A 19,044-nucleotide genomic window follows, 5' to 3' on the forward strand; every position below is an offset into this window, starting at 1 on the left:
AACCTATAGGTGACTTCTTTACCCACGGTCGAACATGCATGTCCGGGCGGCCCGGCCCGACGACGCGGAGGCGCTCCGAACGGCGGTGTCGCGAGCTCGTGAGGCGACCGTCTTCGACGATATCGGTGCTCCCTTACTCGACGTTTCGGCGGCCGGCGTCCGCGAGGCCGCCGCCGAAGCCGAGTGGTCGTTCCTGATGGAGGACGACGACGGACCGGTCGGCGTCGCCATCGCCCACCCCGACGCGGAGGGTACGGAAGCGGAACTGCTCGCGCTGTGGGTCCACCCGAGTCGGGCGGGCGAGGGTGTCGCCGCCGACCTGCTCGCACGCATCGCGTCGTCGGTGGACGGCTGCGGCGTCGACACGCTCCGGGCGACGGTCCCCGCCGATAGCCCGGGCGCACAGGAGTTTTTCCACGTACACGGCTTCTCCCCGCGTGGGACTCGCCGAGGCCACGCCGGTGACGAATCGATCGTCGTGGCGGACATCGACACGCTTCGCTGACGCGTCTGTCGATCGGCATCCGATCAGTCGTCGGCCCGCCGTGAGCCGTCAATTCACTTCAGACGTTCCTGCAGAAACGAGGGATGCGCCGCGGTGACGCCGTCGACCGCCAAGAGCTTCTCGGAGATGACGTCGCCCAGCTCGTCGCCGTCGCCGGCGCGGACCTCGGCCATCAGCATGTGGTCGCCCGAGGAGGTGTACAGCGCTTGGATCTCGTCGAGCGCTTTCAGCGCCCGGGTCGCGCCCACGTACTTCCCCGAGTCGACGTCCATTCCAACTATCGCGATCGACTGCGAGGAGAGCTTCTTCGGGTCGACCTCCGCGGAGTAGCCGACGATCACGCCCCGCTCTTCGAGGCGGTCGATGTACTTCCGCACCGTCGGCTTCGAGACCTCCGCTCGGTCGGCGATCTCGGCACAGGAGGCCTGTGCGTCCTCCTCTAACACCGACAGGATCCGTTCCTCCGTCGATACCGTGCTCATACTGTTCTCTTGTCGCCACGGAAAAAATACCTTGCGAACCGAAAAACGTGTCGAGCACAACAAAAACGATGGTCGATTTCGCCGATCGACCGTCGGCTCGGCCGAGAACGACCGGCTCAGGCGTGCTTGTCGAGGAACTGGTCGTGCGAGCGCTCCCACTCGTACTCGTCGTCCCAGTACCGCTCCGCCAGCGGCTCCTCGGGCATTTCGCCGATTGCGCGCTTTTCTTGACCGTAGGAGGGGCGGTCCTCGTCGACGTAGTAGCGGCCGGTGAGGACCTTCCCGTCGTACAGCGCCTCTTCGGTCTCGCGCATCATCTCCGCGGCCTCGACCTTGTCGGTCGGGTCGAAGTCGTACTCTTCGGACTCCTGAACGTCGATGTACGGGACGTACTGACGCGCGTCCTTGTTCCAGGTCGGACACTGGGTGAGGAAGTCGACGTGCGCGAAGCCGTCGTGTTCGATCGCCTCGATGATGATCTCTTTCGCCTGGTTCGGGTTGACCGCAGCGGTGCGGGCGACGTACGAGGCGCCGGCGTTGAGCGACAGCGAGAGCGGCTTGAGCGGCTCCTTCGCGCTCCCGTGCGGCTGCGTCTTCGACTTGTGACCCTTCGGGCTGGTCGGGGAGGTCTGTCCCTTCGTGAGCCCGAAGATCTCGTTGTTGAAGACGATGTACGTCATGTCGTGGTTCTCCCGGGCCGTGTGGATGAAGTGGTTCCCGCCGATCCCGTAGCCGTCGCCGTCACCGCCGGCGGCGATCACTTCGAGTTCGGGATTCGCCAGCTTCGCGGCGCGGGCCACGGGCAGCGAGCGCCCGTGGATCGTGTGGAACCCGTACGTGTCGAGGTAGCTGTTCAGCTTACCGGAACAGCCGATCCCGGTACACAGCAGCGTCTCTTCCGGCGACCGACCGACTTCCGGAAGGGCCTGCTTGAGCGCCTTCAGGACGCTGAAGTCACCGCAGCCCGGACACCAGGTCGGCTGCGGCTCGACGCCGGGGGTGTACTCGTCGCGGTCGATCTCTCGCTCCTCTCCGATCGCTGAAAACGTGCTCATGGGTTAGTCACCTGCGGCTGGGACGAAGGTAGTCTGATGGCCGGACGCGTCGCCGTCGCCCTCGATGATCGCGGCCTCGAACCCGTCGACGATCTCCGCCGGCTCGAACGGGTTCCCGTTGTACTTCAACAGGCTCGACAGCTTCTCGCCGTAGCGGCCGAGGTTCTTCTGGACGAGCCCGCGGAACTGTCCGGACGCGGTCATCTCGACGACGAGCACCTCGTCGACGCTCTCGACGAACGCCTCGACCTGCTCGGTCGGGAACGGGAGCATGTCGGAGACGCCGTACGACTTCACGGAGATGCCGGCGTCGTTGAGGCGGCCGACGGCCTCCTCGACGGTACCCTGCTGGCTACCGAAGGTGAGGATGCCGTACTGGGCGTCCTCGGGGCCGGCGTACGAGCCGGTGTCGACGGTGTCGAGGTCGGCGCGGATCGCGTCGAGCTTCTGCCCGCGGCGGTCGATCTGCGCGACGCGGTTGTCGGGCGACTCCGCGATGTGGCCGGTGGGGTCGTGCTCGTTACCGGTCGCGAGGAAGCGACCGCCCTTCTGACCGGGGATCGAGCGCGGCGAGACGCCGTCGTCGACGTCGTGTTGGAACCGGTGGAACTTCCCGTCGGCCGAGTGGGGTTCGTCCGCCAGCGCGTCCTCGCTCAGGGTCTTTCCGAGCGTCGGGTTCGGATCGCGGTCGAAGTGGCTCTTGGGGACGTTCATCAGCTCGCCGCCGAGCTTCTGGTCGTACAGCAGGATCGTCGGAATCTGGTACTCGTAGGCCAGCCGGAAGGCGAGCCGCGACTGCTCGTACGCCTCCTCGACGGTCCCGGGCGCGAGAACGACGCGCTGGGAGTCTCCCTGTGAGGTGTACAGGACGTGTTCGAGATCGGACTGCTCCGGCTTCGTCGGCATCCCGGTGGACGGGCCGGCCCGCATGGCCTCAACGAGCACGAGCGGCGTCTCCGTCATCTCGGCGAGGCCGAGCGGCTCGGACATCAGCGCGAAGCCGCCCCCGGAGGACCCGGACATGGCTTTGACGCCGGCGTGGGACGCGCCCACGGCGAGGGCCGCGGCCGCGATTTCGTCTTCGACCTGCTCAGAGATCCCGCCGAGCTCCGGCAGGTTCTGGGTCATGATGGTGAACACTTCGGTCCACGGCGTCATGGGGTACCCGGCGATGAACCGGCAGCCCTCGTCGATGGCGCCGTACGAGATCGCGTCCGACCCGGACATGAGCAGCTGCGTCTCCTCGTGCTCGCCGGTCGGGACCGACACGTCCGGCGCGTCGATGTCGTACTCCTCGCTGACCTGGTTGTACGCCGTCTCCAGGATCTCGAGGTTCGGATCGAGGATCTTCTCCGGCATCGCGTCGCGCATGAGGTCCTCGACGTGATCGAGTTCCATGCCGGTCAGCGCGCAGGTCGCGCCGACGCCGGCCGTGTTGCGCATGACTTCGCGACCCATGTCGCGGGCGAGCCCGCGGAGGTCGAGGGGGTAGACGTGCCAGTTGTTCTCCTCGACGCGCTCGTCGAAGTTCGGAATCTCAGAGGTGTCGAGGAGCCCTTCGTCGTACACGATGACGCCGCCCTCGCGGAGCTCGTCGAGGTTCTCCGAGAGCGGTTTGATCTCTTCGTTCCCGTATACGGCCTCCTCCTGCGGGTTGCGGGCGAACGAGTCGCCGAGCGCGAGCAGGAAGTTATAGCCGTCACCGCGGGACCGTACCGGGTCCGCAGACGCGCGAACCTCGGTGTAGGTGTGACCCCCGCGGATCCGCGACGGGTAGTGGCGATGCGTGAAGACGTTGAGCCCCGATCGCATCAAGGCCTTCGCGAAGTTCTGGCTGGTCGAAGCGATCCCGTCACCGGATCCCCCCGATATCCGCCAGATGAGTTCGTCGTCAGTCATAGTGGTATGTGAGCCCGTGAGGGCCTCGTGATTTGACGTTGTGTGGGTTACCTCTTAGGGCTTGCTATGGAATCGCAAGATACGATCGTGAAGAATTGGCCCGAAACGGTTCTCTCGGCCCTGCGAGCAGGAACAAAGCCTTTCGCGCCATTTTAACCGGCGCGCGACAGACACACCGTATGCTCACCTTCATCGGACTCGGACTCTACGACGAGCGGTCGATCAGCGTCGAGGGGCGGGAGGCGCTGCGGGCGGCCGATCGCGTCTTCGCGGAGTTCTACACCAGCCGGCTGGTCGGTGCGACCGTCGACGACTTGGAGGCGTATCACGACGTGGAGATCGAGGTTCGTCCTCGCGAGGGCGTCGAACAGGACCCGGGTGCGATCCTCGATGCGGCCGCCGAGGGCGACGCGGTGTTCTGCACCGCCGGCGACACGATGATATCCACGACCCACACGGACCTCCGACTCCGCGCCGAGGAGCGCGGGATCGACACCCGCGTGATCCACGGCGTGACTGCCCAGTCGGCGGCGTCGAGTCTCACCGGACTCCAGAACTACCGGTTCGGAAAAGCGACGACGCTCCCGTTCCCGTACGCCCACGGCGGCGACGACGTGCCCCAGAGCGTGATCGACACCGTCGAGGCGAACCGCGAGCGCGGGCTCCACACCGTCGTCTACCTCGACATCAAGGTCGGCACCGGGCCGACCGGTCCGGACCCAGACCACGAGGAGTACATGACCGCCGACGTCGCCGCCGCGCTGCTCGCGGAGGGATGGCGCGACGAACTCGCCGTCGTCATCGCCCGCGCCGGATCGCCGGACGCCGTCGTCGCGGCCGACCGCCTGAGCGCCCTCGCCGAACGCGATTTCGGCGACCCGCTCCATCTGCTCGTGATCCCCGGTGACCTCCACCACGTCGAGGCCGACGCGCTCGTCGGACTGGCCGGCGCGCCGACCGAACTCGTCGGGGAGTGAGCGGTCCGACCGCACGTTTGATATTCCCGTCTCGCGTCGTCACGGCGCATGGACGAACTCTCCGTCGAACGACTCATGTCGACCGATCTCCTCACTATCGGGCCGGACGCGTCGGCCGCAGAGGCGGCCCAGCGGATGCTCGACACGGGAACGAACTCGATCCTCGTCGTCGACGCGGACGGGCGGCTGTCGGGACTGATCACCGCGACCGACTTCGTCTCGCTCGTCCGCCACAACGACCCCGAAGACGAGACGTCGGTCGCGGCGTTCATGACGCGTGACGTCGTCACCGTCGGTCCCGATGACACCGTCGAGGAGCTCGCAGAGCCGACCGCACACGGTTACACGCACCTGCCGGTGACGACGGACGACGGCACCGTCGTCGGTATGGTGTCGACGACCGACCTCACGGCGTACGTCTCGGAGCGTCGCTAGGTCCCTGCCGACGGGCGGCCCCCCGCGGGCGAGGAAGCCGACACGCCGCTCGGGCGCTTCTCGGTCGGTCCGTCGGGTCCGGCGCCAAGACTCGCTGTTCGACCTACCGCCCCGACGCCGACATCTGCTCGTCGTACGTCGCGCCCGCCGCGATCAGGAACCCGATGATCGCGGTGACAAGTGCGACGCTCCCGATGGCGACGACCGCCACGGAGAACAGGTCGTTGGGGAGCACCTGCGCGGAGGTGAGGAGTGAGGTCGCCGTGACGAACCCTATCAACAGGAGGAGGCGTCCGAACCGTGCGGTGTCGAGGCCGCTCTCACTTGACATACGCCCTGATCTCGTTGATGACGCCGTCGTATCCATCCTCGCTGGCCTCCGCGCCGAGAGAGTGGATCGATTGACAGACCCACATCCCCGCGGTGAAGTTCAATAGCGCGACGAACGAGACCAGCCCGAGACGAGAATCCACGGTGAGGCCGATGGCGAACCCCAACGGGAGCGTCACCGACATGATGGCGTGGATCACGAGCGACCGCGTTCCGAAGTCTTCCAGTGCACTGAGTACCCCTGTCATACATGATCTACGGCCGCGGACGAGTAAATACGACCGGCCTGACGACGGACGGCGCGGGCGGCCCTGCCTCCCGGTCGATCAACGGACCGTCGGTCTGTCGGCGGGGTTGCGCGTTCCGGAAGAGTAATCAGAACTGGTAGCACACAACATGATATGGATCTGAACGACCGGACGCGCGTCAGCGATGTAATGTCGACGCCGCTAGAGACGATCGGAGCGGACGCCCCGCTCCGCGAGGCCGCACAGCGGATGGACGACGCCGGCATCAGCGCGCTCGTCGTCACCACCGGCGGCGGGTGTATCATCACGCAGAGCGACGTCGTCGGTGCGGTCGCGGCGGGGAGAGACACCACCGAGACGGTCGTCCGCGACGTGATGACCGAGGACGTAGAGACGGTGACGCCGGACCTCATGATGGAAGAGGTGGCGGCGATGATGACGATGTACGGCGTCAAACACCTGCCCGTCGTCGACGACGACTACGTCGGCATGGTGTCGTCGACGGACGTGGCGGCGCACCTCTCGTAGGGCTCTTGTAGGGCTCTCGTAAGGCTCTCGAGGGGCAAGCGGGAGGACGAATCGCCGCCGTTCGGCGCCCCGACGTCGCTCAAAAGAGAAGCAGCGGAACGCCGACCGCGATACCGACGGCGATCAACACGAGGTTCCAGACCAACACCGGCCGGACCAGCTCCCGAGCGATGCTCGCGGCGAACACCGTCTTGACGAGGATGCTCGCGGCCGTTCCGGCGACGACGCCGGCGACCGCGGTCTCCACCGATATCTGTCCGGTGCCCAGAAGCGACACCGCGGTCGTCGTCGCCGTTCCCGAGGAGACGAGTCCCGCGAGGAAGGCGGTGGCGACGAACCCGCCGGCGCCGAAGGTCCGCTCCGCCCCGGCGGAGACGAGCAGGACGAGGAGGAACAGCGCGCCGAAGGTCAGCGCGTTCCGGAGGCTGAACGGGGAGGTGAGATCCGCCTCCATCGTCGTGCGCCAGTCGCTGCGCCACACCGCGATGAGGACGCCCACGACGGTGATCGCACCGAGCGGCGCGCCGACGGTCAGGGCGGCCTCCGGCACGAAGACGGCCACGACCGCGGCGTTGCGGAACGCCATCGCCGCGTTCGCCAACAGGATCGAGCCGACGGCAATATTCCGCAGGTCGGCTTGGCCCTTCGCCCGCTTGGCCATCTCGGCGACGACTGCCGTCGAGTTCACGAGCCCGCCGAAAAATCCCGTGACTGCGTACCCGCGCCCCTGATACCGCTTCACGAGCACGTAGTTGACGAAGCCGATGCCGCTGACGGCGACGACGAGCGACCAGATGAGCCGCGGTTGGATCGCGTCCCACGGGTCGATGGTCTCCGCGGGCAACAGCGGAAAGATGACGAATGCGAGGATGGTGAACTCGGTCGCGCTTCGGACCTCCTCCCGGGAGAGCCCCCACGCGAACTGGTGGAGCTCCCGCTTCAACACGAGCAACAGCGAGGAGAGCATGGCCACGGTCACCGCCTCGATGAAGAACGACTCGGCGACGAGCACTCCGATTCCGTAGGTCACGAACATCGACACCGAGGTCGTCAGCGAGAGGCTGTCGACGTCCTCCTCGACGAAGCTCCGTACCGCGAGCAGCACCGCGCTGGTGACGATGAGGACGCCGCCGACGATCAGCAGCCCGTCGTTCTCGAGCAGCGAGAAGACGGCGGCCGACAGCCCGATCAGCGCGAACGTCCGGATCCCGGCCGACTTGTGAGACCACTCGCGTTCGAGCCCGAGGAACATTCCGAGCGCGGTCGCCAACACGAGCTTCGCGACGGTCGTCTCGACGAAAGCGAGCGGATCGGGCCCGATCACCATCGTCTCTCACCCCAGCAGGGGCTCGGAGACCGCGACCGCTCCGACTGGCTCGCCGCGTGCATACCTCGACCATGCGCCGCAAGAATGCCTATATGTTGTCATTCCGAGACCGGTTCGCGCGCGGACCGGTCAGCGGTTCGTCGGCTCTCTCGGGAGGTCCAGCGACTCGGTCAGGTCGTGTTCCTCGCCGGTGAGTAGGTAGAGCACGTCTTCGAGGATGACGACGAGTTCGGGAAGCTCCCGCACGACGAGGAACGTGATCCCGATCAGCGCGACCACCGCGAGCAGTTGGCTCATGATCCGGTCGGAGATCAGAAACGAGACGCGGTACGGGTCGGTCGCGCCGAACATCGCCAACACGAGGTCCGGCTGCCAGTGCATGTACTGGTTGCCGGCGACCACCGAGATGAACGCGGTCCGGAAGATGTTGAGAACGTAGATGAGCGGAATCGCCACCGCGAGCCCGCGGACCTTCCGAACGAGCGGCGCCTGCACCGCGCTGACGAGTCCGCCGAAGATCGCCATGCTTCCGAGCCCCGTACACGCCAGCACGATGTGGATCCGGACCGTGTGGCCGTCGGACGTGATCCACTCGTAGGCCGCGTTGTACCCCTCGTTGCTCGTCACTCGCTCGGGGGCGTACCCGAGGAGGTCGATCAGCATTCCGGTGTGGGTCGCGACGACCTCGATGAGGACTTGCCGCGGCTCCGGGATCGCAACGCCGGCCAGCGTCAACGCTGGAATCGTCTCGAACGGGAGGTAGATGAACAGCATGATCGCGATCGCCCGGGTGAGCGTGAACAGCGATCTTCGGCCGTCGTACAGGAGGTAACCGGCGTACAGACACGCCGGGACGCCGACGAGCGCGAGGATCGACTCGACGTAGCTCTGGTGTTCGAACGCGAAGTACGGTACCATCGTCAGCCAGAACAGCCCGAACAGCCCCCACGTCCCCGCCGCGAGCGAGCGCCCGGCCGCCAGCCCGCGGCCGTCGAGCACCCACGCGACTGCAAAGAGGATCGCAATAACCCAAGCGAACGTGAACGTGTCGGGGAGCGCACTGAGGATCGCCGGCACGCCGGAACCGAACATATTCAAATCGTCGGGCATCGCCGGATAAAGCCCTTGTCGTTCCCAACGATCCGTCGGGGAGATCGGCCGCTAGCCGGCTGAGCGGGACGACCGAAAACCGGCAGAATCCGACGGCTTACCGCTCTTCGCTGTCGAGCACGCGAATCTGGTCGCCGCGAACGGTGACCGGGATGGGAACGGTCGCCTCGTACAGTTCGACGGTGACCTGGTCTTTCCCCTCGTCGATCCGCTGGACGCGAGCCTTCTCGCCTTTGAACGGACCGGCGATGAGCTCGACGATGTCGCCCTCGCCGATCCCCTCGACGTCCGGGGTGGGCGAGAGGAAGTGCTCGACCTCGGAGAAGGGACTCTCGGCGGGGCCGTCAGCGCCTTGAATGACGCCGCGGGCGTGCGGGATCTCGTCCATGATCCGAGCGAACACGGTGCCGTCGGTGGCCTCGACCATCACGTAGCTCGTCAGCTGGTCCGGCGCGATGACCGCCAGAATCTCGGGCATCTCCTTTTCGGCGAGCATATCGGCGACGGTGCGCTCCTGACGCGCGGTCGTCTTCACCGAGAAGATCGGCATTACGCGCCGACCCCCGGCAAGAGACTCATGATCGCGAAGATCAGGAAGCCGATGAAGCCGACGAGAATAATGCCGGCGCCGGCGATTTTCGAGACCTGGAGGAACTCGTCGGTGCTCGGCGTGCTCGCCAGCTTCAGCACGCGAATGTAGCTGTTGAGATCGTACGGAACGTCCATGTTACGACCGAGTTCGAGACGAGACGGTTTTTACCTTTTGATGCGCCGCGTCGGGGTCGATCGGAAGTCGTCGCCGGTCACTCCACGTAGTCGATGTCCTCGACTTCGTCGGCGGCGCCCTCCGGCGTCTCGCCGTTGCGGCCGTATATCTGCGGCGACTCGACGCCCGTCACCACGATCATCGTCCGCATCTCGCCTTCGAGGTCCTCGTCGACGGAGGTGCCCCAGATGATCCGCGCGTCGGGGTCGATCCGGTCGTAGATCTCCTCGACGACGCCCTCGGCCTCCTCGATGGACATGTCGGTGCCGCCCGTGACGTTGACCAGCGCGGAGTTCGCTCCGGAGATGTCCACGTCGAGGAGCGGCGACCGCAGCGCGGACTTCACCGAGTCCTGCGCTTTCGAGTCGGAGTCGGACTCGCCGAGCCCGATCATCGCGACGCCACCTTTCTCCATGACCGTGCGAACGTCGGCGAAGTCGAGGTTGACCAGCCCGGGCATCGTGATGAGTTCGGTGATACCCTTCACCGAGCGCATGAGGACCTCGTCGGACACCTTGAACGCCTGCCGGACGGGGAGCTTCCCGACGGCGTCGAGGAGACGGTCGTTGGGGACGACGATGACCGTGTCGCTCACGTCGCGGAGTCGTTCGAGGCCGGCCTCGGCGTTCGTCCGACGCACCTCTCCCTCGGCCGTGAACGGCGTCGTGACGATGGCGATGGTGAGCGCACCGGACTCGCGAGCCGCCTTGGCGACGACGGGCGCCGAGCCGGTTCCCGTCCCTCCGCCCAGCCCGGCGGTGACGAACACCATGTCGGAGCCGTCGATGGCGTCCTGAATCTCCTCTTGGGACTCGATGGCGGCCTCCTCGCCGACCTGCGGGAGCGAGCCGGCGCCCCGCCCCTGGGTCTTCTGCTGGCCCATGAGGATCTTCGTGTCGGCCTCGATGTTGACGAGGTGCTGGACGTCCGTGTTGGCGGCGACCAGCTTCGCGCCGTGGATGCCCTCGACGGTCATCCGGTTGACGGTGTTGCCGCCGGCGCCGCCGCAGCCGACCACCGTGATGTTCGTCTGGAGGTCTTGGAGGACGTCCTGCAGCTCGTCGTCGGTCATCGTCCCGGTCTGTGGAGGGGCCCCGGCTTGGCCGCCGGCCGCGTCGTCGCCGGCCGACCCGGCGTCGTCCGCCGGGGCTCCCTCGGCTTCGTCGATGGCGTCCTCTACGATAGAGTCCATTATGTGGTGTGGTTGCGACCCGGACGTATTTATTCTTGCCCGATCGTCTGACGCTGGTCAGACAGCCAATTCGGGTTGCACGCGCCGGGATCGGACCCGATCACGGATCGTCGCTGATCGGGAACCGATCTGTCTGCGTCCGAGACACGTCTGCCGGCGCGACCGTCTCCCCGTCGACCTCGACGGAGTCACCGCCTGCGAGCCGCCCGAACGCCGGCCCCTCGGGGATCCCTCGCTCGGCCGCCAGCGTCGGGTCGAAGGCGGTCTCTTTGGCGACGACGGCCCTGTCGCGCACCTCCACCGCGTCGTACCCGCGCTCAAGCACGTCCGCGAGGTCGTCTACGAGGTCGGCGTACGTCGGCGCGGCCGCGTCGGTCGCGAACGCCGCCCGATCCGCCGCACGGGTACCGGCCTGTTCGGTGTCGAACGCGACCGCGTTCGCCTCGACGGCCGCGCGGGCCGCCTCCGGATCGACGCCCTGCGCCCGCGACAACAGGGCCGCCGGCAGCTCTCGGACCCGGATCGCGTCCTCGCCCGATCCGGTCGGTGACACGACCCCGAACCGAAGCCCCTCCTCGACGGTCGCCAGGTCCTGCTCCAGCCGCTCGACCAGCGCGAGCGGCCGATCGCCGACCGCTCGAATCCACGTCTCGCTCACGACCCGGTGGCCGAGCTCCTCGACGGTCGCCGCGAGGGTGGGTTCGTCTCCCTCGATCACGGCGAAGTCGGCTCGGCTCCGCGCGAACGCCTGTTCGATGACCTCGGCATTCGCGTCGGGCGAACCCATCTCTGCGAGCGCCCAGTCGGCTCCGACGTGGCCGACCGCCCACTCGGTCTCGCGGACGATCCGGGTGAACCGCGGGGCGTAGTGTCCGCCGCCGAAGCCGACGACGTGGCGGGGGTTCGCGTCCGGGGCGTTCGGGACGTCCGTCGCGTCCGTCGCGTCGGTCGCGTCCGTCGCTTTCGGGACGTCCGGCGCGTGCGCGGTGCCGTCGGCACCGTGCCAGTCCGCGCCCGTTCCCTCCAGATCGAGCACCGCTCGGGCGACCGCTCGGGCGGCGTCGGCGTCCGTCCACTGCGGCTCGTCGGAGCCGAGCTCGACGAACAGGGAGGGGACGGAAGTGTTCGTCGGCCCGTGATGGGTGCATTCGATGCCGACTTCGTACCCCTCGGGCGCGTGGGTCGCCAGCGCGTCGACGACCCGCTTTTCGGCGCCGGGCGCGGCCCGTGCGAGCGTCTGCGCCTCCCCGCCGTACGTCGCCGGGCCGAAGTTCCCGGTGACGTGGGCGGTCAACAGTCGTCCGGTCTCGCCGGCGTGGCGGGAGACGAACGCGAGAAACGCGGGCTCGGCGTCGGTCGAGGGCCCCGTTCCCTCGTCCGGTCCGGTGAACGCGGCGGCCGGATCGTCGAGGTCGATGTGGAGGTCGTCGAACTCGCGAAGCTCGAAGCCGTCCGTCCGGTAGTACGTCCCGCCGCCGTCGGCGTCGGGGCGGGACTCGTCCTCGTGGGCGGTCCAGTCGCCGATCTCCAGGAGCCGGTCGCCGATGTGTACCGAAGCGCTGTCGGCCCGGCTGACGACGATCGCTATCACGCGTTCCCGGTCGGTGCGGGCGGCCGAATACCCGTCGGTTTTCGGGCGGCGGACCGGGAGAGGGAGGCGGACCGGGAGAGGGAGGTGGACCGGAAGGGGGAGGCGAACCGGGCGTCGACTACGGGAGGAGAAGGACGATGAAGAGCCCGTACCCGACGACGAGAACGCCGCCGTCGAGCCGCGAGAGGCGGTCGCCGCGGTACATCATCGCGACGAGCACGAACGTGAACGCGACGAGCGCGGGAAACTCGAAGCCGCGAACGCCTGGACTCACTCTGATAGGGGTGATGACCGCGACGATGCCGATGACGCCGAGGATGTTGTAGATGTTCGAGCCCACGACGTTCCCGATACTGAAGTCGGTCTCGCCGCGGACGGCGGCGACGACGCTGGCGGCCAGTTCCGGCAGCGACGTGCCGAGCGCCAGCACCGTGAGCCCGATGAAGATGTCCGAGAAGCCGGCAGCCGCGAGCAGCGACTCGCCGCCGTTGACGAGCCAGCGCGAGCCGAGCACGAGCGCGGCGATGCCGCCGACGACCGCGCCCGCGTCGCGAGGTCTCGCTTCCGGCATCGTCTCGCGCTGGGCGTCGGTGATCCCGGACTGGGTCCGGCGGACCCGGCGCATGATCGCGATCGTGAACGCCACGAGCGTCCCGAGCAGCACGAGCCCCTCGACGAGCCCGATCACGCCGTTCCAGCCGAGCCCGACGAGCAGCAGCGCCGCGAGAATCATGAACGGGACGTGTTGTTTGAGCACGGTATCGGAGATGTCGAGCGGCCGGATCAGCGCGGCGACGCCGAGCACCAGCCCGATGTTCGCGATGTTCGAGCCGACGATGGCGCCGAGTCCGATGTCCGTCGACACCGTGACCGCGCCCACGACCGAGACGAACAGCTCCGGGGCGGTCGTCGCGAAGGCGACGACGGTGACGCCGACCGTCGACGCCTTCAAACCGACCGCGAGCGCGAGGTCGCTGGCGCCCTGTACGAGGAGCTCGGCACCCACGTAGAGGAGGGCCGCGCCTCCGGCGAGCAGCAGGAGTTCGGTCAGCGGCGACCCGAGTAGCACGGCTCTCGATTGACGGCGGCGTTTTAAAAAGCGTCGTGGTTCCGATCGGAATTGGCTCCGCGTCGCGCGATTCAGACCCGAGTCGCCCGGAATTCACCGTGTTTCATCCCGAGGACGAACGCGATGGCGCCGAAGACGAGCATCGACGGCACGACCATCATCAGCGTCGTCTGTAAGGTCATCATTCCGCCGCCGATCAGACCGCCGGCGCCGATACCGACGAGCAACACGAGCAGTCCGGCCGCGACTGGGAGGTTGAACTCCATACGCGCGGTACGGTCCGATCGAACCTAAGGGTTCGGCCGGCGGCAGTCCCCGGAGGTGACCGAGCGGTCCGCCGATCACTCAGGCCTCGATGATCCCGTCCTCGCCGCCCTCACTGCTGTCTCCGCCGTCACCGCTTCCGCCGTCGGGAACACGCAGATCGCCGTCGAGCGAAACGACCGCACGGCCGCCGATGGCCACGGAGTCGTCATCGGCCCCGGTCTCGCCGCCGACCCGGACTCTGACGTGTCCCGGTCTGTCCACGTAATGTCCCTGCTCGAACCGCATCGTCTCGGGGAGATCACCGTCGAATGCGCCGACTGCGCGGAGATACCCGCCGACCGCGCCGCTCGCGGTCCCCGTCACGGGGTCCTCGGCGACGCCGACCGCAGGGGCGAACGCCCGGCCGTGGAGCGTCGACTCGGCGTCGAGGGTGTCGAAGGTGAACGCGTAGATACCCGCGACCCCGTACGCCTCGGAGATGGCCTCGACCGCGGCCATGTCCGGCTCCGCTTCCCCAAGCCGTTCGAGGAAGTTCACGGGAACGACGAGCCACGGGAGCCCCGTGGAGGCGACGGCGACGGGGAGGTCTGCGCCGATGTCGCGGAGGGCGGCCGGATCGATCCCGAGCGCGTCGCCGAGGCGATCGGCGTCGAGGGGCGGGCGGTCCTCGGGTCCGTCGCTCACCGCGTCCACTGCAGCCGCCGCGTCCACCGTATCGACCGTCGGCGGGCGCTGTCGCATCCAGACGGTCCCGTCGCCGTCGTCGTCGACGGTGATCGACAACTCGCCGACGTTCGTTCGAAGGGTCCGATCGCCGGCGTCGATCGCGTCCTCCTCGTGCAGGGCGGCGTAGGTCGCGATCGTCGCGTGTCCACAGAGGTCGACCTCGGTCGTCGGAGTGAAATACCGGATCCGCTCGTCGGCGCCGTCTCCGGCCGATTCGGCGTCGAACACGAACGCGGTCTCCGAGGCGCCCAACTCCGCGGCGATCCGTCGCATCTGACCGTCGCTCAGCCCGGTCGCGTCCGGGACGACGCCGGCGACGTTGCCGGCCAGCGGTTCGTCCGTGAAGGCGTCGACGAGAAGGGTCCGTCGGGTTTCCATGCCGTCCACTGTCCGCCCGGCCTCAAAAGCGTCCCGAGGGGGAGCCAGTGCGACCGGTGCATCGTCGTCGTACTGTCGTCGTCGTCGTTGTCGTGCCGCCGTCGTCGCCGTACTGCCGTCGTCGTCGTACCGCCGTCGTCGTCGGTGCCACCGGTTCCGTCGGTGCAGTCGAGGTCGGACCGATGTCAACTCTTTTGCCCTCCACGCTGGATGTACCCGTATGGGCCTCTTCGACCGGCTGCGAGGGAACGACACTCCGCGGGTGGCGTTCATCGGGATCGACGGTCTTCCCCACAGTCTCGTCGCCGACAACCCGGACACGTTTCCGACGCTGTCGGCGATCGCTGACGCCGGCGACGGCGGACGGATAGACAGCATCGTTCCGCCCGAGTCGAGCGCGTGCTGGCCGGTGCTGACGAGTGGCGTTAATCCGGGCGAGACCGGCGTGTACGGCTTTCAGGACCGCGAGATCGGTTCGTACGACACGTACGTTCCGATGGGGCGCGACGTCCAGGCGACGCGGGTGTGGGAGCGCGCCACCGAGGCGAAGCTCGACGCGACCGTGATGAACGTTCCCGTCACGTTCCCGCCGCAGCGGACCATCCAGCGCATGGTGTCCGGTTACCTCTCGCCCGACGTCGACAAGGCCGCACATCCCGAGGAGCTCCGCCAGTACCTCACCGAGAGCGACTACACGCTGTCGGTCAACGCCAAACTCGGCCACAAGGCGGACAAGACGGAGTTCATCGAACACGCCCGAGAAACGCTCGACGCCCGGGCGGCCGCGTTCTCGCGGTACGTCGCGCGCGACGACTGGGACCTCTTCGTCGGCGTCTTCACCGCGCCCGACCGCATCAACCACTTCCTGTGGGGCGACTACGAAGAACAGGGGACGTACCGCGAGGACATGCTCTCGTTCCACGCCGCGCTCGACGCGCACATCGGTGCCATCCGCGACGCGCTCCCCGACGACGTCACGCTCGTCGTCGGCTCCACTCACGGGTTCGCTCGACTCCGCTACGACGTCTACTGCAACGAGTGGCTCGAATCGGAGGGGTGGCTCTCGTACGAGGACGACGACCACGGTGCCCTGGCCGACATCGACGACGACACGCGGGCGTACTCGCTCGTTCCGGGACGGTTCTACCTGAACGTGGAGGGCCGCGAGCCCGACGGCGTCGTTCCCGAGTCCGAGTACGAGACCGTCCGCGCCGAGCTACACGAGGCGCTCGAAGCGTGGGAGGGGCCGGACGGGAAGCCGGTCGCGAAGCGCGTGGTCGAGCGCGAGACGGTGTTCCGCGGCGATCACGACGAGATCGCACCCGACCTCGTCGTCATCCCGAACGAGGGGTTCGACCTCAAGTCGGGGTTCCGCCCCCACGACGAGATTTTCGACCCGAACGGTCCGCGAACAGGGATGCACACGTTCGAGGACGCCGCGCTGTTCGTCGACCATCCCGACGCGAACGTCGAAGACGCCGACCTCCTCGACGTCGCGCCCACCATCCTGCGGCTCCTCGACGTCGAGTACGGGCGCACCGACCTCGACGGAGCGAGCCTCATCTAACGACTCGCCGCCGACTCGCCGCCGACTCGCCGCCGACTCGCCGACGGCTCTTCGGGATCGTCCGCCGGCAGGCCGCCGGTCTCGTCGCAATTCTCCACCGCAGACGGATTGAAGTGCGTGCTCCCGTAGCTACTCGCATGAAACGCACGCCGGACGGGTCCCCCGTCGGCGTCGACGACCCGTACGCGGTCGCCGGCGTCTGCGACCACCTCACCGACGACGGTCGGTGTCGGTTCGCGCTGACGCGCTCGGGCGACGACCCCGCGTTCACAGCGGACCGGCGAGCCGACGGGTACGCGTGTCACGTCGGCGCCGACGGCGCGTGGCGCGCCTGCCCGCAGTACCGATCGACGACCGACCGCCGGGCGTGTCGCCGGTGCGGACTCGACGAGGTCCGGCTGGCACACGAGTCCGAGCGGCCGCTGGTGGAGGAACACCACCTCTCGTACGGTAGTCGTGACACCGGTGACGCCGACGACGCCGGCCGCCTCGGCGACGCCGACCGCATCGGCGACGCCGACGACGCCACCGACGCCGGCCCGCACGAGATCACCGTCGCACTGTGTCGCTGGTGTCACGCGAAGGTCCACAACTCGGTCGCCCGGATCGACGACGACGCGAGTCCCGACCCCGAGGCGATCGCTGAACGGGAATCGCGACGGAGCAAAGAGCAGTCCGAATCCGCCTTCGAGACGGCACGCGAGCGCTACGGGGACAATACATCGGAGTGAGACCCCCTTTCTGAGCGCGTACCGGTTCGTCGAGAGGACAGTTCGTCGTCGGGAAGGCGGTCCGTCGTCGGGAAGACGCTCCGTCGCCGCGTCAGCGGTCGACGAGGTCAGGCGTCGGGTTTCGGGCGGATGAGGTCCGCCAGCGAGACGAGGATCCCGAGGAACCACCCGAGCGGCACGGAGATCCCCACCCACATCAGGAGGTAGCCGAGTCCGGTGAGCCCCCACTGCTCGCCGAACGTCTCCAGGTCGAACGCGCCGCGAAGGGTCTCGTTGACCCCGCCGACCGCAAGGAACGTATCGAGGATCCAGCGAGCGAGGTCGTAGCTCGGCGGGAGGATGATCTCGCCGATTTCCGGCGTGAGAACGGCGGCGACCACCGGCGGCAGAAAGATGGCGGTCATCGCGAACGGGTACGCGAACAGGACGCTGACGAACCGCCCGCCGACCTTCGAGAACCCGGCTGCGAGCCCCGCGGAGGCGATGGCGACCACGCTGGCGAGGCCGATACCGAGCATGACGTCCGTCGGGAGTTGGAAGTGCGCGACGACCGTGAGCGACCCCCAGACGACGGTGGCGACCAGCACGGCGCCGAGGACGCCGAAGCGAGCGACCGCGGAGTCGAGTTTCGCTGCGTAGAACCGCGTAGCGAACCCGACGAGCAGGAGCGGGTACGCGATCGCGACGAGCGGCGCACCGAGCACCGCCCAGAGGTAGTAGCCGACCGTCTGGACCCCCGTTTCGGGTTTCCACTTGCCTAACACCGCGCTCGGATCGAGCTGTCTGGGGAAGACGACCTCCATCCACGTCTCGTGGAGACGGACGACGTCAAGGAGGAGCGCTTCCACCAGCCCGGTTTGTCCTCGGCGTTCCATTTGGCTCACGTCGCGGCCGACGTGACGTGAACTTTGTGCCTTCGGCCGGTCGTTCCGTGCACCCACGAAGCGGCGTCGTATTTCCCACGAAGCGGCGTCGTATTTCCGAGGACCACGCGCAGCGCGCAGCGCGCACGACGGGGCAGACACCTGATTATCAGGGGAGATCAGTTGGCCCGACACGTTTAACCCTCCCAGTCGGTCTACCTCAACCATGCACAGACGTGAACTGCTCGCGGCGGTCGCCGCAGGAACGTCCGTCGCCGTCGCCGGGTGCGCCGGCGCCGAGGACGGGAGCTACGAGTTCGACGCGGAACCGGCGCGGATTCCGGCCGACGCCGCGTCGGAGGCCGGGTACGAGGGCGAGGAGCCCGAGGCGTTCACCCTCGAACAGGAGTTCGACGTCGCGGGCGTGAACGCCCAGGTATCGGCGACGACGTGGGTGGCGGGGTACGAGAACCGCGAGAACGGCTCCGCGCTCTTCGTCGCGAGTACGCCGGACGCGTCCGCGGGCGGCCAGTCGGTCAACCCGCTCGTTCGGGCGGACGACGTGGAGCTGATCCGCCGGCTCTTAGAGCAGGTCGAAAACCAAGGCGTCGGTGGCGACGGCACCGAGATCGACGCGGACGACATCGAGTCCCGCGGATCGGAGACGCGGACCATCCTCGGTGAAGAGACCGAGGTGTCGGTGCTCGAGACGACGATCGACGCCGAGATCGGCGGAGAGTCCGGAGACGGCGAAACGGTCGAAGATGTGCCCGTGTACCTGTACCTCGCAACGATTCAGCACGGCGACGACGTAATCGCCCTCGTCGGCGTCCACCCCGTCTCGGTCGACGCCCGCGACGACGTGCTCTCCCTGATGGAACAGGTCGAGCACTAACGCCGGAGTCGCCTTTTGAGGTCGGTATTTTGATCTCTGTCAGATAACATATAATACGCCTCGTTAACTCCCGAATCGGCCGTCGAGTCAGCGGGTTCGTTTC

Annotated in this window: 22 protein-coding genes; 7 read left to right on the top strand and 15 right to left on the bottom strand. The window is 67.6% G+C overall.

The window, feature by feature from the left end; all coding sequences use genetic code 11:
* Positions 1 to 34 precede the first annotated feature (34 nt).
* On the top strand, positions 35 to 505 hold the full coding sequence (locus C461_RS02745) for a GNAT family N-acetyltransferase (protein ID WP_007998452.1): 471 nt from the start codon (positions 35 to 37) through the stop codon (positions 503 to 505).
* Positions 506 to 558: 53 nt separating this feature from the next.
* Here the strand turns inward: C461_RS02745 and lrpA1 are convergent, their stop codons facing one another.
* The 3 genes from lrpA1 to C461_RS02760 all read right to left on the bottom strand — a co-directional run bounded on the left by lrpA1 (position 559) and on the right by C461_RS02760 (position 3,941).
* Positions 559 to 987, bottom strand: coding sequence for an HTH-type transcriptional regulator LrpA1 (lrpA1, locus tag C461_RS02750; RefSeq protein ID WP_007998453.1), 429 nt, complete (start codon positions 985 to 987; stop codon positions 559 to 561).
* Positions 988 to 1,103: 116 nt separating this feature from the next.
* The gene (locus C461_RS02755) at positions 1,104 to 2,042 is read right to left on the bottom strand and encodes a thiamine pyrophosphate-dependent enzyme (RefSeq protein WP_007998454.1); all 939 of its coding nucleotides are present in this window, start codon (positions 2,040 to 2,042) and stop codon (positions 1,104 to 1,106) included.
* A gap of 3 nt (positions 2,043 to 2,045) precedes the next feature.
* Positions 2,046 to 3,941 (bottom strand): 2-oxoacid:acceptor oxidoreductase subunit alpha, encoded by a 1,896-nt coding sequence (locus C461_RS02760; RefSeq protein WP_007998455.1) that lies wholly within the window; start codon positions 3,939 to 3,941, stop codon positions 2,046 to 2,048.
* A gap of 179 nt (positions 3,942 to 4,120) precedes the next feature.
* On the opposite strand from C461_RS02760, the gene dph5 reads away from it, so the two are divergent.
* Together dph5 and C461_RS02770 are read left to right on the top strand one after the other, a co-directional pair.
* Positions 4,121 to 4,918 (top strand): diphthine synthase, encoded by a 798-nt coding sequence (dph5, locus tag C461_RS02765; protein WP_007998457.1) that lies wholly within the window; start codon positions 4,121 to 4,123, stop codon positions 4,916 to 4,918.
* Positions 4,919 to 4,966: 48 nt separating this feature from the next.
* On the top strand, positions 4,967 to 5,353 hold the full coding sequence (locus C461_RS02770; RefSeq protein WP_007998458.1) for a CBS domain-containing protein: 387 nt from the start codon (positions 4,967 to 4,969) through the stop codon (positions 5,351 to 5,353).
* A gap of 103 nt (positions 5,354 to 5,456) precedes the next feature.
* Here C461_RS02770 and C461_RS14960 read toward each other — a convergent pair whose 3' ends face one another.
* A complete protein-coding gene (locus C461_RS14960) occupies positions 5,457 to 5,684 on the bottom strand; it encodes a hypothetical protein (RefSeq protein WP_080506237.1) in 228 nt (75 codons plus the stop codon).
* Complete coding sequence (locus C461_RS14965; RefSeq protein ID WP_080506238.1) at positions 5,674 to 5,931, bottom strand: hypothetical protein; 258 nt, start codon at positions 5,929 to 5,931, stop codon at positions 5,674 to 5,676. The genes C461_RS14960 and C461_RS14965 overlap by 11 nt, the downstream gene beginning before the upstream one ends.
* A gap of 153 nt (positions 5,932 to 6,084) precedes the next feature.
* Between C461_RS14965 and C461_RS02780 the strand changes: the two genes are divergently transcribed.
* The gene (locus C461_RS02780; RefSeq protein WP_007998460.1) at positions 6,085 to 6,459 is read left to right on the top strand and encodes a CBS domain-containing protein; all 375 of its coding nucleotides are present in this window, start codon (positions 6,085 to 6,087) and stop codon (positions 6,457 to 6,459) included.
* Between the two features lie 79 nt (positions 6,460 to 6,538).
* On the opposite strand, the gene C461_RS02785 is transcribed toward C461_RS02780, so the two are convergent.
* The 9 genes from C461_RS02785 to C461_RS02825 form a co-directional block, all read right to left on the bottom strand.
* Positions 6,539 to 7,786 (bottom strand): MgtC/SapB family protein, encoded by a 1,248-nt coding sequence (locus C461_RS02785; protein WP_049906239.1) that lies wholly within the window; start codon positions 7,784 to 7,786, stop codon positions 6,539 to 6,541.
* 129 nt (positions 7,787 to 7,915) lie between these two features.
* The gene (artA, locus tag C461_RS02790; protein ID WP_049906240.1) at positions 7,916 to 8,878 is read right to left on the bottom strand and encodes an archaeosortase A; all 963 of its coding nucleotides are present in this window, start codon (positions 8,876 to 8,878) and stop codon (positions 7,916 to 7,918) included.
* Positions 8,879 to 8,993: 115 nt separating this feature from the next.
* Entirely contained in the window at positions 8,994 to 9,446 is a 453-nt protein-coding gene (locus C461_RS02795) for a transcription elongation factor Spt5 (RefSeq protein ID WP_007998464.1), read from the bottom strand.
* Entirely contained in the window at positions 9,446 to 9,622 is a 177-nt protein-coding gene (locus tag C461_RS02800; protein ID WP_007998465.1) for a protein translocase SEC61 complex subunit gamma, read from the bottom strand. Before C461_RS02800 ends, C461_RS02795 begins: the two co-directional genes overlap by 1 nt.
* A gap of 77 nt (positions 9,623 to 9,699) precedes the next feature.
* Positions 9,700 to 10,854 (bottom strand): cell division protein FtsZ, encoded by a 1,155-nt coding sequence (gene ftsZ, locus C461_RS02805; RefSeq protein ID WP_007998466.1) that lies wholly within the window; start codon positions 10,852 to 10,854, stop codon positions 9,700 to 9,702.
* 100 nt (positions 10,855 to 10,954) lie between these two features.
* Positions 10,955 to 12,445 carry a D-aminoacyl-tRNA deacylase gene (locus C461_RS02810; RefSeq protein ID WP_007998467.1) on the bottom strand — a complete coding sequence of 497 codons (1,491 nt, stop codon included), beginning with the start codon at positions 12,443 to 12,445 and terminating at the stop codon, positions 10,955 to 10,957.
* Positions 12,446 to 12,563: 118 nt separating this feature from the next.
* Positions 12,564 to 13,514, bottom strand: coding sequence for a calcium/sodium antiporter (locus C461_RS02815; RefSeq protein ID WP_007998469.1), 951 nt, complete (start codon positions 13,512 to 13,514; stop codon positions 12,564 to 12,566).
* A 71-nt stretch (positions 13,515 to 13,585) separates the two neighbouring features.
* Positions 13,586 to 13,780 (bottom strand): DUF7333 family protein, encoded by a 195-nt coding sequence (locus C461_RS02820; RefSeq protein ID WP_007998470.1) that lies wholly within the window; start codon positions 13,778 to 13,780, stop codon positions 13,586 to 13,588.
* Positions 13,781 to 13,859: 79 nt separating this feature from the next.
* Complete coding sequence (locus tag C461_RS02825) at positions 13,860 to 14,885, bottom strand: PhzF family phenazine biosynthesis protein (RefSeq protein ID WP_007998473.1); 1,026 nt, start codon at positions 14,883 to 14,885, stop codon at positions 13,860 to 13,862.
* A gap of 220 nt (positions 14,886 to 15,105) precedes the next feature.
* On the opposite strand from C461_RS02825, the gene C461_RS02830 reads away from it, so the two are divergent.
* The gene (locus C461_RS02830; protein WP_007998475.1) at positions 15,106 to 16,452 is read left to right on the top strand and encodes an alkaline phosphatase family protein; all 1,347 of its coding nucleotides are present in this window, start codon (positions 15,106 to 15,108) and stop codon (positions 16,450 to 16,452) included.
* 137 nt (positions 16,453 to 16,589) lie between these two features.
* A complete protein-coding gene (locus C461_RS02835) occupies positions 16,590 to 17,183 on the top strand; it encodes a DUF7097 family protein (protein WP_007998477.1) in 594 nt (197 codons plus the stop codon).
* A 107-nt stretch (positions 17,184 to 17,290) separates the two neighbouring features.
* Here the strand turns inward: C461_RS02835 and C461_RS02840 are convergent, their stop codons facing one another.
* Positions 17,291 to 18,031 (bottom strand): hypothetical protein, encoded by a 741-nt coding sequence (locus C461_RS02840; RefSeq protein WP_007998479.1) that lies wholly within the window; start codon positions 18,029 to 18,031, stop codon positions 17,291 to 17,293.
* Between the two features lie 241 nt (positions 18,032 to 18,272).
* On the opposite strand from C461_RS02840, the gene C461_RS02845 reads away from it, so the two are divergent.
* Positions 18,273 to 18,941, top strand: a complete 669-nt coding sequence (locus tag C461_RS02845) for a DUF6517 family protein (RefSeq protein WP_007998481.1) — start codon at positions 18,273 to 18,275, stop codon at positions 18,939 to 18,941.
* Positions 18,942 to 19,044: the final 103 nt, after the last annotated feature.

This window comes from Halorubrum aidingense JCM 13560 (genome assembly GCF_000336995.1).
Taxonomy (GTDB): domain Archaea; phylum Halobacteriota; class Halobacteria; order Halobacteriales; family Haloferacaceae; genus Halorubrum; species Halorubrum aidingense.

What these genes read in the sequence shown, in the direction of transcription:
- C461_RS02800 (WP_007998465.1), bottom strand. Translation starts at nt 9,622, where the DNA reads ATGGACGTTCCGTACGATCTCAACAGCTACATTCGCGTGCTGAAGCTG.
- artA (WP_049906240.1), bottom strand. Translation starts at nt 8,878, where the DNA reads ATGTTCGGTTCCGGCGTGCCGGCGATCCTCAGTGCGCTCCCCGACACG.
- C461_RS02755 (WP_007998454.1), bottom strand. Translation starts at nt 2,042, where the DNA reads ATGAGCACGTTTTCAGCGATCGGAGAGGAGCGAGAGATCGACCGCGAC.
- C461_RS02830 (WP_007998475.1), top strand. Translation starts at nt 15,106, where the DNA reads ATGGGCCTCTTCGACCGGCTGCGAGGGAACGACACTCCGCGGGTGGCG.
- C461_RS14965 (WP_080506238.1), bottom strand. Translation starts at nt 5,931, where the DNA reads ATGACAGGGGTACTCAGTGCACTGGAAGACTTCGGAACGCGGTCGCTC.
- lrpA1 (WP_007998453.1), bottom strand. Translation starts at nt 987, where the DNA reads ATGAGCACGGTATCGACGGAGGAACGGATCCTGTCGGTGTTAGAGGAG.
- C461_RS02820 (WP_007998470.1), bottom strand. Translation starts at nt 13,780, where the DNA reads ATGGAGTTCAACCTCCCAGTCGCGGCCGGACTGCTCGTGTTGCTCGTC.
- C461_RS02760 (WP_007998455.1), bottom strand. Translation starts at nt 3,941, where the DNA reads ATGACTGACGACGAACTCATCTGGCGGATATCGGGGGGATCCGGTGAC.
- C461_RS02845 (WP_007998481.1), top strand. Translation starts at nt 18,273, where the DNA reads ATGCACAGACGTGAACTGCTCGCGGCGGTCGCCGCAGGAACGTCCGTC.
- C461_RS14960 (WP_080506237.1), bottom strand. Translation starts at nt 5,684, where the DNA reads ATGTCAAGTGAGAGCGGCCTCGACACCGCACGGTTCGGACGCCTCCTC.
- C461_RS02745 (WP_007998452.1), top strand. Translation starts at nt 35, where the DNA reads ATGCATGTCCGGGCGGCCCGGCCCGACGACGCGGAGGCGCTCCGAACG.
- C461_RS02770 (WP_007998458.1), top strand. Translation starts at nt 4,967, where the DNA reads ATGGACGAACTCTCCGTCGAACGACTCATGTCGACCGATCTCCTCACT.
- C461_RS02780 (WP_007998460.1), top strand. Translation starts at nt 6,085, where the DNA reads ATGGATCTGAACGACCGGACGCGCGTCAGCGATGTAATGTCGACGCCG.
- dph5 (WP_007998457.1), top strand. Translation starts at nt 4,121, where the DNA reads ATGCTCACCTTCATCGGACTCGGACTCTACGACGAGCGGTCGATCAGC.
- C461_RS02795 (WP_007998464.1), bottom strand. Translation starts at nt 9,446, where the DNA reads ATGCCGATCTTCTCGGTGAAGACGACCGCGCGTCAGGAGCGCACCGTC.
- C461_RS02825 (WP_007998473.1), bottom strand. Translation starts at nt 14,885, where the DNA reads ATGGAAACCCGACGGACCCTTCTCGTCGACGCCTTCACGGACGAACCG.
- C461_RS02785 (WP_049906239.1), bottom strand. Translation starts at nt 7,786, where the DNA reads ATGGTGATCGGGCCCGATCCGCTCGCTTTCGTCGAGACGACCGTCGCG.
- C461_RS02835 (WP_007998477.1), top strand. Translation starts at nt 16,590, where the DNA reads ATGAAACGCACGCCGGACGGGTCCCCCGTCGGCGTCGACGACCCGTAC.
- ftsZ (WP_007998466.1), bottom strand. Translation starts at nt 10,854, where the DNA reads ATGGACTCTATCGTAGAGGACGCCATCGACGAAGCCGAGGGAGCCCCG.